This is a genomic window from Micromonospora sp. NPDC085948, assembly GCF_040686315.1.
GTDB lineage: Bacteria > Actinomycetota > Actinomycetes > Mycobacteriales > Micromonosporaceae > Micromonospora.
Window position 1 is genome coordinate 49,945 of the sequence record NZ_JBFBJW010000022.1, and the last position, 13,815, is coordinate 63,759.

The 13,815-nt window shown below is 72.9% G+C and carries 15 protein-coding genes; 9 read left to right on the plus strand and 6 right to left on the minus strand.

Features of this window, described 5'->3' with window-relative positions:
- The first annotated feature begins 108 nt into the window (after nt 1–108).
- The 6 genes from rplS (at nt 109) to AB0O48_RS33435 (ending at nt 3,823) form a co-directional block, all read left to right on the plus strand.
- Complete coding sequence (gene rplS / locus AB0O48_RS33410; protein WP_030335223.1) at nt 109–465, plus strand: 50S ribosomal protein L19; 357 nt, start codon at nt 109–111, stop codon at nt 463–465.
- Between the two features lie 183 nt (nt 466–648).
- On the plus strand, nt 649–1,518 hold the full coding sequence (gene lepB, locus AB0O48_RS33415; protein ID WP_365069864.1) for a signal peptidase I: 870 nt from the start codon (nt 649–651) through the stop codon (nt 1,516–1,518).
- 10 nt (nt 1,519–1,528) lie between these two features.
- On the plus strand, nt 1,529–2,164 hold the full coding sequence (lepB, locus tag AB0O48_RS33420; protein WP_357250384.1) for a signal peptidase I: 636 nt from the start codon (nt 1,529–1,531) through the stop codon (nt 2,162–2,164).
- Nucleotides 2,165–2,211: 47 nt separating this feature from the next.
- The gene (locus AB0O48_RS33425; RefSeq protein WP_357572123.1) at nt 2,212–2,697 is read left to right on the plus strand and encodes an NUDIX domain-containing protein; all 486 of its coding nucleotides are present in this window, start codon (nt 2,212–2,214) and stop codon (nt 2,695–2,697) included.
- Nucleotides 2,691–3,503 (plus strand): ribonuclease HII, encoded by an 813-nt coding sequence (locus tag AB0O48_RS33430; RefSeq protein ID WP_357250378.1) that lies wholly within the window; start codon nt 2,691–2,693, stop codon nt 3,501–3,503. Before AB0O48_RS33425 ends, AB0O48_RS33430 begins: the two co-directional genes overlap by 7 nt.
- Nucleotides 3,500–3,823, plus strand: a complete 324-nt coding sequence (locus tag AB0O48_RS33435) for a DUF2469 domain-containing protein (protein WP_007075222.1) — start codon at nt 3,500–3,502, stop codon at nt 3,821–3,823. Before AB0O48_RS33430 ends, AB0O48_RS33435 begins: the two co-directional genes overlap by 4 nt.
- A 60-nt stretch (nt 3,824–3,883) precedes the next feature.
- Here the strand turns inward: AB0O48_RS33435 and AB0O48_RS33440 are convergent, their stop codons facing one another.
- A complete protein-coding gene (locus AB0O48_RS33440; RefSeq protein ID WP_357250375.1) occupies nt 3,884–5,011 on the minus strand; it encodes a sulfite oxidase in 1,128 nt (375 codons plus the stop codon).
- 220 nt (nt 5,012–5,231) lie between these two features.
- On the opposite strand from AB0O48_RS33440, the gene AB0O48_RS33445 reads away from it, so the two are divergent.
- Nucleotides 5,232–5,936, plus strand: coding sequence for a M23 family metallopeptidase (locus AB0O48_RS33445; RefSeq protein WP_357250372.1), 705 nt, complete (start codon nt 5,232–5,234; stop codon nt 5,934–5,936).
- On the opposite strand, the gene AB0O48_RS33450 is transcribed toward AB0O48_RS33445, so the two are convergent.
- Together AB0O48_RS33450 and AB0O48_RS33455 are read right to left on the minus strand one after the other, a co-directional pair.
- The gene (locus AB0O48_RS33450) at nt 5,857–7,038 is read right to left on the minus strand and encodes an aminotransferase class V-fold PLP-dependent enzyme (protein WP_365069868.1); all 1,182 of its coding nucleotides are present in this window, start codon (nt 7,036–7,038) and stop codon (nt 5,857–5,859) included. The genes AB0O48_RS33445 and AB0O48_RS33450 overlap by 80 nt on opposite strands.
- A 92-nt stretch (nt 7,039–7,130) precedes the next feature.
- Nucleotides 7,131–8,168: a tyrosine recombinase XerC gene (locus AB0O48_RS33455; protein ID WP_365069870.1), complete on the minus strand. Its 1,038-nt coding sequence runs from the start codon at nt 8,166–8,168 to the stop codon at nt 7,131–7,133.
- A 369-nt stretch (nt 8,169–8,537) separates the two neighbouring features.
- Here AB0O48_RS33455 and AB0O48_RS33460 point away from each other — a divergent pair, with 369 nt between their 5' ends.
- A complete protein-coding gene (locus AB0O48_RS33460) occupies nt 8,538–9,122 on the plus strand; it encodes a hypothetical protein (protein ID WP_365069872.1) in 585 nt (194 codons plus the stop codon).
- Here AB0O48_RS33460 and dprA read toward each other — a convergent pair.
- Genes dprA through AB0O48_RS33475 form a run of 3 tightly spaced genes read right to left on the minus strand, consistent with a single transcriptional unit; the run spans nt 9,097 to nt 12,203 of the window.
- The gene (gene dprA, locus AB0O48_RS33465; RefSeq protein WP_365069874.1) at nt 9,097–10,296 is read right to left on the minus strand and encodes a DNA-processing protein DprA; all 1,200 of its coding nucleotides are present in this window, start codon (nt 10,294–10,296) and stop codon (nt 9,097–9,099) included. The genes AB0O48_RS33460 and dprA overlap by 26 nt on opposite strands.
- The gene (locus AB0O48_RS33470; RefSeq protein WP_365069876.1) at nt 10,293–11,813 is read right to left on the minus strand and encodes a YifB family Mg chelatase-like AAA ATPase; all 1,521 of its coding nucleotides are present in this window, start codon (nt 11,811–11,813) and stop codon (nt 10,293–10,295) included. The genes dprA and AB0O48_RS33470 overlap by 4 nt, the downstream gene beginning before the upstream one ends.
- Before the next feature lie 30 nt (nt 11,814–11,843).
- Nucleotides 11,844–12,203 (minus strand): YraN family protein, encoded by a 360-nt coding sequence (locus AB0O48_RS33475; RefSeq protein WP_365069878.1) that lies wholly within the window; start codon nt 12,201–12,203, stop codon nt 11,844–11,846.
- Nucleotides 12,204–12,421: 218 nt separating this feature from the next.
- Between AB0O48_RS33475 and AB0O48_RS33480 the strand changes: the two genes are divergently transcribed.
- A complete protein-coding gene (locus AB0O48_RS33480; RefSeq protein WP_365069880.1) occupies nt 12,422–13,633 on the plus strand; it encodes a hypothetical protein in 1,212 nt (403 codons plus the stop codon).
- Nucleotides 13,634–13,815: the final 182 nt, after the last annotated feature.

The window sequence follows — 13,815 nt, forward strand, 5'->3', positions numbered from 1 at the left end:
TGCGAGGATCACCGACCGGGGTCGGCCCGCCGACCACCACCCGGGGATCAGAATCACCCACCCGCGCACCGAGTGACGGTGCGCCGTGAGCCTTACGAGGACGCAGCGATGAACATCCTGGACGCCCTTGACGCCCAGTCGAAGCGGACCGACCTTCCCGACTTCCGGGCCGGTGACACCGTCAAGGTGCACGCCCGCGTCGTCGAGGGCAACCGCTCCCGTGTCCAGATCTTCCAGGGCGTCGTGATCCGCCGCCAGGGTGACGGTCTGCGCGAGACCTTCTCGGTCCGCAAGGTCAGCTTCGGTGTCGGTGTCGAGCGGACCTACCCGCTCAACGGCCCGGGCATCGACCGGATCGAGGTCGTGACCCGCGGTGACGTGCGTCGCGCCAAGCTGTACTACCTGCGCGAGCTGCGCGGCAAGAAGGCCAAGATCAAGGAGAAGCGGGAGAAGCAGCCCAGCTGACTTCCCGCTCGCCACGCCGTCCGAGCTGCGCGTATGCCGTAACGACCAGACCGCACTACCCTGGTCGTCACGGGCGCAGCACGGCGGCGGACCCGCCCACGTGGGCGGGTAGCCGTCCACTGCCGCCCGTGGAGCCTCGACGAGGCTCCCGGGCGGTGGTGTTTCTGCGGACCGGGGAGTGGCGTGGTGCAGACGCTTGATGAGGACGGCACCGTCGATCCGTGGCGCCGACGGGCTCGCCGCACCCGCCGGCAGATGCCGCTCTGGCAGGAGCTTCCGCTGCTGCTGGTGGTGGCGTTCTGCCTCGCGGTGCTGATCCGCACCTTCCTGCTCCAGGCGTTCTACATCCCGTCCGGCTCGATGGAGGACACGCTTCTCGTCGATGATCGGGTGCTGGTCAACAAGGTCGTCTACGACGTCCGTGACCCGGTCCGCGGCGAGGTGGTGGTCTTCCGGGGGACCGACCGGTGGGCGCCACAGGTCGACGAGCAGCCGAAGCCGGGCTTCGTCGGCAAGGTGACCCGGACCGTCGGCGACCTGATCGGGGTGAGCCGTCCCGGTGAGAAGGACTTCATCAAGCGGGTGATCGGTCTCCCCGGCGACCGGGTCAGGTGCTGCGACAGTCAGGGGCGGGTGACAGTCAACGGCACGCCCCTCGACGAGCCGTACGTCCTGCGGGACTCCCCGCTGGACCTGCCGCCGAACCCCTCGGAGTGCCGCTCCCGGCGCTTCGACGAGGTCGTCGTACCGCCAGGTCAGATCTTCGTGATGGGCGACCACCGGGAGGTCTCCCAGGACGCGCGTTGCCAGGGCCCGGTGCCGATCGACAACGTGATCGGCCGGGCCTTCATGGTGGTCTGGCCCTCGTCGCGGTGGCACTCGCTGCCGGTGCCGTCGACGTTCGACGACGTGTCCGGGCCGAGCGTGGCATCCTCGGGCGTGCCCCCGGCGCGACCGACCCCGCAGGGCGGTGTGGTGCTCATCCTCCCGTTGGCGGCCGCTCTCCGCGGTTCCCGCGCGTTCCGGTCGATGACGTCCAGTTCGGCAACGTAGGCTCCTTGGCGTGATTGACGAGCAGACCGACAAGCCGCGCAGCTCCTTCTGGAAGGAGCTGCCGATCCTGCTGGGTGTGGCGATCCTGGTCGCGGTGCTGGTCCGCGCCTTCGTGCTGCAGACCTTCTTCATCCCCTCCCCGTCCATGGAGAACACTCTCAAGATCGACGACCGGGTGCTGGTCAACAAGCTGGTCTACGACTTCCGATCACCGCACCGCGGTGAGGTGATCGTTTTCAAGGCTCCGATCGAGTGGAGCGGCAACCCCAAGGGCGAGGACTTCATCAAGCGGGTGATCGGCGTTCCCGGTGACCACGTGGTCTGCTGCGACCCGCAGGAACGGCTGATGATCAACGGCAAGTCGTTGGACGAGCCGTACATCTTCTCGATGGACGGGGTCCGCGACAAGCCGGCCGACCAGGAGTTCGACATCACCGTGCCGAAGGGTCGGCTGTGGGTCATGGGTGACCACCGCTCGGCCTCCGGTGACTCACTGGAGCACTGGCAGCAGTCCGGGCAGAACATCACCGAGGCCACCATCGCCGAGGACGACGTGGTCGGGCGGGCGTTCACCGTCTTCTGGCCGGTCAACCGGGCCACCTGGCTGACGGTGCCCGACGGGTTCGACGGCATTCCCAAGCCGTAGGCCGACAGGGCGTGGGCGATCCGCCGTCGGTCTGGCAGGCTGGTGCGGTGACCGTCTACACCCCTCGACGCGCGGCCCGCGTGCTGCTCGTCGACGCGGCCGACCGGGTCCTGCTCTTCGAGGGCTTCGACCCGGCCCGACCAGGGCACCGCTACTGGTTCACCCCCGGCGGTGGGCTCGACCCGGGGGAGGCGCCGGCAGTGGGCGCCGCCCGGGAGTTGGCCGAGGAGACCGGCCTACGACTCGACCCGGTCGAGTTGGGCGAGCCGGTCTGGTCCGACGCGACCGAGTTCTCCTTCGACGGTGTCTGGTACCGCCAGGAGCAGGATTTCTTCCTCGTCCGGGTGGAATCCTGGCGGGTGGACACCACGGGCTTCAACGACATCGAGCGGCGCAGCATCGCCGACCACCGCTGGTGGCTTCCCACCGAGTTGGTGGCCAGCGGCGACCGGTTCTACCCACCGGAGTTGCCCGCCCTGCTGACCCGGCTGGGGATGTCGACCACCGCAGGCCAGGGCGAGGCGCCGTGCTGACCCCGCCGCGCACCGTGGTGCGCCGTGAGGCCGGCCTGTACGCCCTGGAACGGGCGCTGCAACGGCGGGGCTTCCGACACGTCGCCGGCGCCGACGAGGCGGGCCGGGGCGCGTGCGCCGGTCCGCTGGTCGCCGCCGCCGCGGTGTTGCCCGAAGGTCGGCGCGGCGAGATCGAAGGGCTGGCCGACTCGAAGCTGCTCACCCCGGCCAGCCGGGAACGGGTGTACGCCGAGGTGGTGGACCGCGCCCTCGCGTACGCCGTGGTGGTCATCCCGGCCGAGGAGGTCGACGCCCGGGGCCTGCACGTGTGCAACCTCGCCGCGATGCGCCGGGCACTCGCCTCGCTCACCACCCGGCCGGAGTACGTGCTGACCGACGGCTTCGGCGTGGACGGCCTGGGGGTGCCGGGGCTCGCGGTGTGGAAGGGTGACCGGGTGGCCGCGTGCGTCGCGGCGGCGAGCGTCCTCGCCAAGGTCACTCGGGACCGGTTGATGGTGGAGTTGGACGGGGTGTTCCCGGCGTACGGCTTCGCCGAGCACAAGGGTTACATCACCCCGGAGCACTCGGCGGCGCTGCGCGAGCACGGACCGTGCCGGGAGCACCGGTTCTCGTACGTCAATGTCGCGACGGTCTCCGGCCGCGACGGACGGCCGCCGCGCGCCAGACGTCCCGGCGGTCCCGGCCGGGACGAGCCGATGGAGCGCTCCGGGGCGTCAGGGGGTACCGTCGGCGTGGCGTTGGGCGAGCAGCCTCGGCCTCCGACGCCGGTGGGGGAAGATGTGGCCATGGAAGGCGGAGTGCGATGAGCGCGGAAGATCTCGAGAAGTACGAGACCGAGATGGAGCTGCAGCTCTACCGGGAGTACCGCGACATTGTCCGCCAGTTCTCGTACGTGGTGGAGACGGAGCGTCGGTTCTACCTGGCCAACCAGGTCGACCTGCACGTGCGCAACTCCGACGGCGAGGTCTACTTCGAGGTCGAGATGCACGACGCCTGGGTGTGGGACATGTACCGTCCGGCCCGTTTCGTGAAGAACGTCCGAGTGATGACCTTCAAGGACGTCAACGTCGAAGAGCTGGAGAAGCCCGACATCTCGTTGCCCGCCGACTCCGGCTTCGGCGGCTGACCGCAACCGCACCGCTCGGCCGCGCCGCGGGTCCCCCACCCGTGACGTGGCACCTGCCGGTCACTCGGCCGGCACCACGACCTCGACCCGCTGCACCAGGTTGTTGGCGAAGCCGCCACGGTTCCACGGCTGCTCGACCGGCTGGGTCCGCCCGGACGCGTCGGTCGCCCGCGCGCCGAGCACGTACCGGCCCGGGGTGGCGGTCCACTCGTACCGCCAGCGCCGCCAGGCGAAGTCGCCTCCGCCGGCCGGGTCCAGCTCGGCGGGAGCCCAGCTCAGCCCACCGTCGGTGGTGACCTCCACGGCGACCACCGGCGCGTGCCCCGACCACGCCCGACCGTCCACCGTGCACGCGCCGGCCCGCACGACCCGGCGACGGGACATGAAGTCCGGAAAGCCGGGCGGCCGGACCAGCGCCCGTGGCTCGATCCGGGTCACCGGCACGCCCGGGTCGTCGGCGTCGGTGCGCACCCGGTAGGCGACCGCGTTCTGATAACCCTCGAACGGCTCGGTCCGGACGTCGACGGAGTGGACCCACTTCACGTGCGCCATGCCGTACCAGCCCGGCACGATCAGCCGCAGCGGCGCACCGTGCTGCGGCAGCAGGGGAGCGCCGTTCATCTCGTACGCCAGCAGCACCTCCTCGCGCAGCGCATCGGCGACCGGAAGTGCCCGCTGGTAGTCCTGCTCGATCCCGCGCTCGACTCCGTGGTCCGCGCCGGTGAAGACCACGTCCACCGCGGCCGGGTCGAGGCCCGCCTCCCGCAGCAGCGGAGCAAGGGGAGTGCCGGTCCACTCGGCGTTGCCGACCGCCTCGACCAGCCACGGCTGGCTGACCGGCCGAGGGTGCAGCAGGGCTCGGCCGTTTCCGGCGCACTCCAGCGTCACCTGGTGGGTGACCCGCGGTCGCTCGCGTAGCTCGGCGAGCGTGACCGTCAGCGGCCGGTCCACCGCGCCGCCGATGGTCAGCGTGTGCGTCGCCGCGTCCAGCTCCGGGATGTCGTAGTGGGTGAGCAGGTAGTGCAGCCCGGCCGGGGTGACGTCGTAACGCAGCGCCTCCAACGGGATGCCGTGGTTGCGGGCGGCGAGCTGCAACTCCTCGGCGCTGATCGCCTCGTCCGGCCCCGCGAGCCGGGACGGGCCGCTCACGTCGGCCACCGTCGGCGTCCGGTCATCGACAGTGGTCATACCTGGGCCTCCCCGGTCCACACGGCGGCACCCGCCGTACTCGGCCCAGCCTAGGTGTTCTGCCCAGAGAGGTTGGGGACGCGGCTGGCGGGTGGGCCGTGGACGGCGTCCGCATAACAGATCACCGAAGCTGTGGGGTGGTCGTCCACAGCCACTCCGGTTGTCCACAGCCCCGGCGGCCGGGCTGGCGGACGAGCCAGCCTCGGCCGAGGCTGCCGTCATGCGACCACGATCCGTTCATTCGATCCGCCGCACGCTGCTGTCCCGCGTCGCGCTCCCGCTCGCACTGACCGTCCAGCTCGGCGGGCTGGCGGTGCTGGTCGTGGCGGTGCCCGGCCAACCACCGACGTCGACCGTGCCGGTCGCCGCCCGGACCGTCCCGCTCGCCGACCCACCGCCGGCCGACCCGGCACCGGCCGGGCGGTTTCGCTGGCCGGTCGACGGGCCGCCTCGTCCGGTGCGCCGGTTCGACCCGCCGCCGCGACCATGGCTGCCGGGCCACCGCGGCGTCGACCTGGCCGCCCCGGCCGGAGCGGTGATCCGCAGCCCGGGGCCGGGCACGGTGCTCTTCGCCGGCCTGGTGGCCGGCCGGCCGGTGGTCACCGTGGGCCACGCCGGTGGCCTGCGGACCACCCACGAGCCGGTCCAACCGGCCGTACGACCCGGCCAGCCGGTCACCGCCGGCACACCGCTGGGCGGGCTGCTGCCCGGTCATCCGGGTTGCCCGGCCGAGGCGTGCCTGCACTGGGGACTCCGCCGGGACGAGGAGTATCTCGATCCGCTTGCCCTGCTCGGCCTCGGCCCGGTGCGCCTACTCCCGGTCGGGGGAGCCGGCGGCGGTGAGGTCAGCGCTGGGCGAGCAGCGCCGGCAGGCGCACGGCCAGCCGCTCGTACTCGTCGGCGGTGTTGTAGACCTGACCGGTGAGCCGCAGCCACCCACGGCCGTTCCAGCTCATCACCGCCACCTCGGTGGCGAGCCGCTCGCCGATCCGCGCCTGCAACGCCCGCGCCGCGTCGATCGTGGTGCCCGTGCCGGGCGGCAGCGGGATGAGACGCAGCGACACCCCCGGCCCGCCGGGGTCGGGCAGGTCGGCGGGTGCCACCCCGAGCGAGTCCCCCACCACCCGCTGGCCGTACGCGGCGAGCGCGGCGTTGTGCGCCCGCACCCGGTCCAGGCCGAGACTTCGCAACGTGAACAGCCCCGCCGGGGCGGCCAGCCAGGACGTGTAGTCGAGCGTCGCCTGCCACTCGATCCGGGCCGGGAAACCCGACTCCTGCTCCCAGGAGACCACAAGCGGTTCGATCCGGTCCCGCCACCGCGGTGCCACCGTCAGCAGGGCGGTCCCGCGCGGGGCGTACGCCCATTTGTGCAGGTTGCCGGCCCAGAAATCGGCACCGATGCCGCTCACCGGGGTGGCCAGCATTCCGGGGGCGTGTGCCGCGTCCACCAGGACGGGCACGCCCTGCTCGTGGGACGCCCCGACGATGGCGGCGGCCGGGAAGAGCTTCGCGGTGGCCGAGGTGACCTGGTCGACGACGAGCAGCCGGGTCCGCCCCGGGCGCAGCCCGGCGCGGATGATCTGCACGATCTGTTCGTCGGTGGCGTCCAGCGGGATGGGCAGGACGCGGCTGACCGCCCCCGTGCGGCGACACTCGCGCTGGATGGCCAGGCTCACCGCCCCGTACCCGTGGTCGGTGCTGAGCACCTCGTCGCCGGGTTGCAGGCCCAGCGACTGGAGGACCACGGCGACACCTGTGGTGGTGTTGCCCACCAGGGCGCTGCCGTCGGGGTCGGCGCCGAGGAAACCGGCGAGGTGCCGGCGGGTGTGCGCGATCCGGTCGACCAGGCCCTGGGTGAAGAAGCGCAGCGGGTTGGCCTCCATCTCGTCGCGCAGCCGCTGCTGGGCTCGCTGCACCGCGATCGGGACCGCGCCGAACGAGCCGTGGTTGAGATGGCTGACCGCCGGGTCCAGGGAGAAGAGCAGACGGGCGCCCGGGATCGGCTCAGGGGGCTGCGGGACGCTCACCTGATGATCGTAACCGTCGGGCTCGTTCGCCTCCGGTGCTTGATCGGGCGAGCGGGTGGGCCTGCCGGTGGGCGGCGCGTTTCCGCTCGACATCAGGCGCGCGGGTGGGCCTGACGGTAGGCGGCACGCAACCGCTCCACCGACACGTGCGTGTAGATCTGCGTGCTCGCCAGCGACGAGTGGCCCAGCAGCTCCTGGACGGCCCGTAGGTCCGCACCGCCCTCCAGCAGGTGGGTGGCCGCCGAGTGGCGCAGACCGTGCGGGCTCGTCCGGGGCAGGCCGACGGCCTCGGCGTACGCGCCGACGATCTGACGCGCCGTCGTCGGGTTGAGCCGACCGCCCTTGGCACCCAACAGCAACGCGTCTCCGGAGCGGGCGCCCACCAACGCCGGGCGGCCCCGGCGCAACCAGTCGTCCAACGCTCGCTGCGCGGGCACCCCGTACGGCACCGCGCGCTCCCGCCCACCCTTGCCGAACACCCGGATCACCCGCCGGCCATGGTCGACGTCGCCGACGTCCAACCCGCACGCCTCGCTGACCCGTACCCCGGTCGCGTAGAGCAGCTCCAGCAACACCCGGTCCCGCAACGGCACCGCCTCCGTCGCGGTGTCCTCCGCTGCTCTTGCTGGCGGTGCGGCCGCGAGCGAGGCCTGCTCGGCCGGTGTCTCGGCCGATCGTGGCGCGGGCGGGCGCGGGGCCTGCCGGGCCGGTGCCTCGACCAGGGCGGCGGCCTGGTCGGCGCGCAGGACGGTGGGCAACTCCCGGTGCGCCCGAGGGCTGGCCAGCGCGGCCCCCACGTCGGCGGGGAGCAGCCCGGCCCGGTGCGCCCAGGCGCTGAAGGCCCGCGCCGACGCTGCCCGCCGGGCCAGCGATGTACGGGCCGCTCCGGTGGTGCGTTGCCGCGCCAACCAGCTGCGCAGCACCGACAGGTCCAGGTCGGCGAGGTCGACGCAACCCATCCGTACGGCGTGGTCGAGCAACGAGACGAGATCGGTGACGTACGCGCGGACGGTGTGCGCCGACCGGTTACGCACCCGGGACAGGTGCGCGGCGAAGTCGTCGACGGCGTCGCGCAGCTCGGGCGGCAGCGCCTGGTGCATGGCCCGGGTGCCTCGATCGGGCCGACTCATCGTGGCCGCGCCGGTTTGCGGACCGGTCCAGCGGCCCAGGCACCTCTACCGGCAGCTGGCACGGCACCAGCCTACGGCCGAGCGACGAGGGTCACCGGCCGCCACGGTGCCGGTGTTCGTCGAACCTGGCCACGTTTCGCTGGTTACCGTGACTCGCTGCAAAGCTGGGCAACGCGACGCTGAGGCGGGCGGTGCGTGCCCCCGCGATCCGGGGGTACGGTCACCTGCGCGGTATTGACCGATACCCTCCCTCGTCGTGGTGGTGCCAAGGTTCGTCAGCGACGAGGCGGTCATCATCGGCAACGCCCGTCGCGGCTGCTGGAGTTGGAGATCGATGAACACAATCGACGCCCTCGGAGCGCTGGTCCGGTGAGCGCCGACTGGAAGCAGGTGACAAGGCTCGACCGGTCGAGCCTCGTCACCTGGCTCCGCTCATCCGAGCCCCACGACGTCCAGTGGACGGGCAACGAATGGCTGGGCGTACTGCAACTGTTCACCTGGCACCTCAGTCAGGAGGGCGCCGAGGTTGCCCCGGCCGAGTGGCCGGCCTACTCCGCCGCCTACGACGTGCTGCTCGATCGGACGCAACGCGTCGATGGCATCGACGCCCGGGAAGCGGCCGTCCGACGGCTGCTCCTGACCGCTGTCGCTCTCACCCACACCGTCCCGACCCGGGAGGTCGCGTTGCTGGACCCCCGGCACGCGATCGACGCGTTCAACGCCGCGCTGCCGATGCGGACGGCGGAGGCAGCTCGGGTCGCGCCGCAGTGGCGTTTGTTGGGTCCCGAAGACATGCGCCGGCTGGTCCGGGCCGCCGGGTTGGTCACCGCGGCCCGCGCGCTCAAGCCGTACCTCGACGAAACCGACGCCGGTAGTAGAGCCTTCGCCGCGGAACTGGCGGCCTGGGAGCGCGACGTGCTCGTCCATCTCAGGTCCGAGCTTCCCCCTTCCTGACGGAGGGTCGGGGGGCGAGGGCGTAGCCGTCGTCTCGACGAACCACCATGGACAACTCCTCGAGCAGGGACAGTTTGCGCAACGAGGTCCGTACGTCGACACCGGCGCGGGCCGCGAGCCGGTCCACGCCCATCGCGCCGCGGCGGGGCAGCGCCTCCAGCAGTGACCGTGCTTCGTCGTCGAGCGCGTCGGTGGGCCGCTGCGGTCCGCGCGCCACCGGCGCCAGGTCGGCCCCGATCCGCCCCACCTCCTCGAGCACGTGCGCCACCCCGGTGACCAACCGAGCCTTGTCGGGGTACTCGCGCAGGAGTTCGTGCGCGCCGACGGACATCGCCGAGGTCACCGGGCCAGGCACCACCATGGCGACCCGATTGGTGTAGATGGCCCGCCGGGCGGTCTGCGTCGCGCCGCTGCGCGCCGACGCCTCCACCACGACGGTGCCGAGAGTGGCCCCGGCGATGACCCGGTTGCGGATCAGAAACCGGGGCCGCAGCGGCTCCGCGCCGGGTGGCCACTCGCTGACCAGCAGCCCGGTGTCGGCGATCTGGTCGAAGAGCGCGGTGTTGCCCATCGGATATGGCCGGTCCACCCCACAGGCGAGCACCGCGACGGTCAGGCCGCCCGAGTTGAGGGCACCCCGGTGCGCGGCGGCGTCGATGCCGAACGCGCCGCCGGAGACGACCGTCCAGTCCCGTTCGGCCAGCCCGTATCCCAGTTCGGTCGCAACGTGCTGGCCGTAGGCGGTGGCCGCCCGCGCACCGACCACCGCCACCGAACGGTCCAGCGCCTCACCCAGCGGCCAGGCCCCGCGTACCCAGAAGCAGAGCGGTGGGGCGGTCTCACCGTCCACCCGACGGCTGACGTCCGGCAGGCGCAGCGTGGACAGGCCGGCCACCCGTGCCGGCCACTCCTCGTCGTCGGGTGTGACCAGGCGGGCGCCGAGCCGGTCCGCCCGGTCCAGCGCCTCGGCCGCCACCGCCCGGGCGTCGCCGGCCACCGACCGGGCGGCCACCGCGGTACGCAGCCGGCCGTCCGGGCCGCCGCCGTCGAGCAGCAGATCCAGAGTCGCCACCGGGCCGAGCCGTTCGACCAGTTGGTGGACCACGCGGGTGCCCGGCTCGGCCAGCCAGGTCAGTGCGACCCGGGCCAGCCTGCGTTCGTCATCGGCGCTCACGTCGCCTCTCCTGTCCGTAGTTGCAGCGCCTCCCGGACGTCGTTCAGGTCTGGTCGGTCCCGACCGTCCAGGTCGGCGATGGTCCACGCCATCCGGATCACCCGGTCGAAGCCGCGGGCGGACAGCGAGCCGGAGTCGAGCCGCCCCCGCAACTCGGCGGTGACCCGGGCGGGCAGCCGCCACGGCGGTCGGCGCAGGTGTGGGCCTTCCACCTCGGCGTTGAGCCGCCGACCGAGGCCGGCCCAGCGGGTGGCCGCCGCCTGCCGGGCCGCCGCCACCCGGGCGGCGACCGTCGCCGAGGGCTCGACGCCGCCGTCGGTCGCCATCAGCTCGGCCGCCCGCACCGGCATCAGCTGCACCTGGACGTCGATCCGGTCGAGCAGTGGCCCGGAGAGCCTTCCCAGGTAGCGGCGCCGGACCAGCGGGCTGCACTCACAGCGGGCGTCGCCTGCTGGTTGGGCACACGGGCAAGGGTTGGCGGCCAGCACCAACTGGGTTCGGGCCGGATAGACCGTGCCGCCCCCGCTGCGGGTGAGCCGGATGCGGCCGTCTTCGAGCGGTTGGCGCAGCGCCTCCAGCGCGCCCTTGCTGAACTCGGGGGCCTCGTCGAGGAACAGCACGCCGCGGTGCGCCAGCGACACCGCGCCGGGTCGGGCCAGCCCCGAGCCGCCACCGACGAGCGACGGCACTGTCGCGGTGTGGTGCGGCGCCTGGAACGGCGGGCGACGCAGCAATTGACCGCCCGGCGGTAGCAGCCCGGCGACCGAATGCAGGGCGGTGACCTCCAGTGCCGCCTCGTCGTCCAACTCGGGCAGGATCGACGGCAGCCGCTCGGCGAGCATCGTCTTGCCGGCACCCGGCGGCCCGAGCAGCGCCACGTGATGCCCGCCGGCCGCGGCGACCTCCAGTGCGCGGCGACCGAACTGCTGCCCGGCGACGTCGGCGAGATCCGGCCCGTCGACGGCCGGCGTCGAGGTGGCCTCCGGAGGCTCGATCAGCGGGGCGCCGTCCCGAACGAAGGCGACCAGTCGGTGCAGGGAGTCCACCGCTCGCACCCGTACCCCGGGGATGACCGCGGCCTCGGCGGCGTTGCCGACCGGGACGATCACCCGTGCGATGCCGGCCTGGGCCGCGGCGGCGACCATCGGGAGCACACCGCGCACCGGCCGGACCGTGCCGTCCAACCCCAACTCGCCGAGGACCACCACCCCCTCCAGGGGAAGTAGCGGCAGCTCACCCGAGCCGCCCAGGAGAGCCGCGGCGATGGCCAGATCGAAGGCCGAGCCGGATTTCGGCAGCGTCGCGGGCAGCAGATTGAGGGTGATCCGCCGGTTGGGCCAGCGCTGGCCGGAGTTGACCACGGCCGCGCGGACGCGGTCGCGGGCCTCGTGCAGGGCGGTGTCCGGCAGGCCGGAGATCACCACGGCGGGCAGCCCGGCGGCCAGGTCGGCCTCCACCTCGACCAGGTGGCCGGTGACCCCGACCAGCCCGACGCAGAGCACCTTCGCGTAGCTCACGGCGCGTCACCGATCCTCCGGGCGCGCATGTCAGAACGCACCCTTGAGGTGGTCCACCTGTGCCGGGCCGGCGTCGGGCAGCCGCACCGACAGCACGTCGAAACGCACCTCCTCGGCGGTCGTGCCGGTCTCGGTGAGCCAGCGCGCGGCGAGCCCTCGCAGCCGACGGGCCTTGGCCGGCACGACCGCCTCGGCCGGGGTGCCGAAGTCCTCGCCCCGGCGGGTCTTCACCTCACAGAAGGCGAGCACCGGCCCGTCCCACGCGATGATGTCGATCTCCCCGGCCGGACAGCGCCAGTTTCGGGCGATGGGGCGCAGACCCGCCTCGGTCAGGTGCCGGGCGGCGCACCGCTCGCCGTACGCGCCGACCGCCTGGTTCCGCTTCGTCATGGCCGGAACCGTGCCCGCCCGGGTACCACCGCGGCTACTTCGACGGTGGCTCACCTGTGGACAACGGGGTCGCTGTGGACAGCCGGACGATCATGCCCACGGTGTGCTAATGGCGTTGGGCCTCCCCGACCGATGCCGGCAGCGCTGCCTGCGCCGCGGGGACCGGTGGCGCGTGGCCGACCGGGCTGAGATGGCGCGGGCGTGGCCGGTCGCATACGGTGCCTGACGTGGACGGACGACGGAGTTTTCCGGAAAATCAGGAGTCGCGCTGGTACCCCGACGAGCGGGGTCGCGGTTACGGCGAGTCGGAGTGGCGCGGCGCGGGCGAATCGCGATACCGGGACGGTGAGATCCCCGAGCAGCGTGGCGCGGAAGACAGCCGCTCCGTCGAGGACACCGGCGTCCGCCGGCGCCGCGAGCCGGACTCGGGACGTTTCGGCGCCGTCGACGCCAGCCGCTTCGGTACGCCTGAGTCCGACTCAGGTCGGCTGAGTGCGGTGGACGGGGGCCGCCTCGGTACGCCCGAGTCGGACTCGGGACGTTTCGGCGCCGTCGACGCATCCCGCTTCGGTACGCCGGAGTCGGACTCGGGTCGACTGAGTGCGGTGGAGGCACCCCGCTTCGGTACGCCCGAGTCGGACTCGGGTCGCTTCGGCGCCCTGGACGGTCAGGCCGGTCGGTTCGGGGTGAGTGAGGCAGATTCGGGGCGTTTCGGTGCGGTCGACCCGGGCGCCGCCCGACCGGAGGTGGACGGTTATCGGGCCACCCGCTCGCGGCGGGCGGATCGGGACCCCTCGGAGATCTCCGGTGAGCTGCCCGGTCGTCGGGCGGCCCGGGAGGCCACCGCCGCGACGCCCCCGCTGACCGGCACCCCGCTGAGTGGCCCCCCGCTGAGTGGTCCCGCTCCGGAGGCCGCCCGCGACACTCCGTCGGCGGCCGTCCCGCCGGGTGGTGTGTTCGCCGAGCAGGCTCGTCCCGCCCCGCTCGGTGGCTACCCGATCGTCGAGCCGACCCGGGCCGACGACACGCCGCACCCCCTGGAGATGCCGACCGGTCCGATGCCGGGGATCGGCCCCCGGCCCGACCTGCCCGCCGCGGAGCCGCCGACCTACGCCCCGGTGGCCGACGGCGTCTACCGGACCCGACGGCCGGTGCTGGCCGTACTCTTCGCTCTGCTGGTGTTGATCTTTGAGATCCCCGCGCTGCGGGTGCTGCTGGCGGGCGTGACCGGCGATCCGGTGGACGCCGGGAACGTGGTGGTGGGTATCGCCCTGGTTGCCGGGCTGCCGATCTTCGCGACCGGGCTCTACGGGCTGCGAACCGGAGGTCTGGCGCTCGCCGACGGTGGTCGGGGCTGGTTGCGCCCACCCACCGCCTACCTGACCGTCGGCCTCGTGCTCTTCCTCGCCGCCGCACTCGCGGCCGGCTGACCCGGCCGGCCTCGCGCCTTTGGGTCCAGCAGTTCCGTGGGGGACACGGCGCCGCCGGGTTGGGACAACAACCAGGAAATAGTGGCCTCCTGCGACGCGGAGGGCACTATTTTCGCGAACCAGTGCGATCTTCCCGGCAACTCGCGCGATGGAGCTGAGCGGGCTGAGCGGCCCACCCCGCG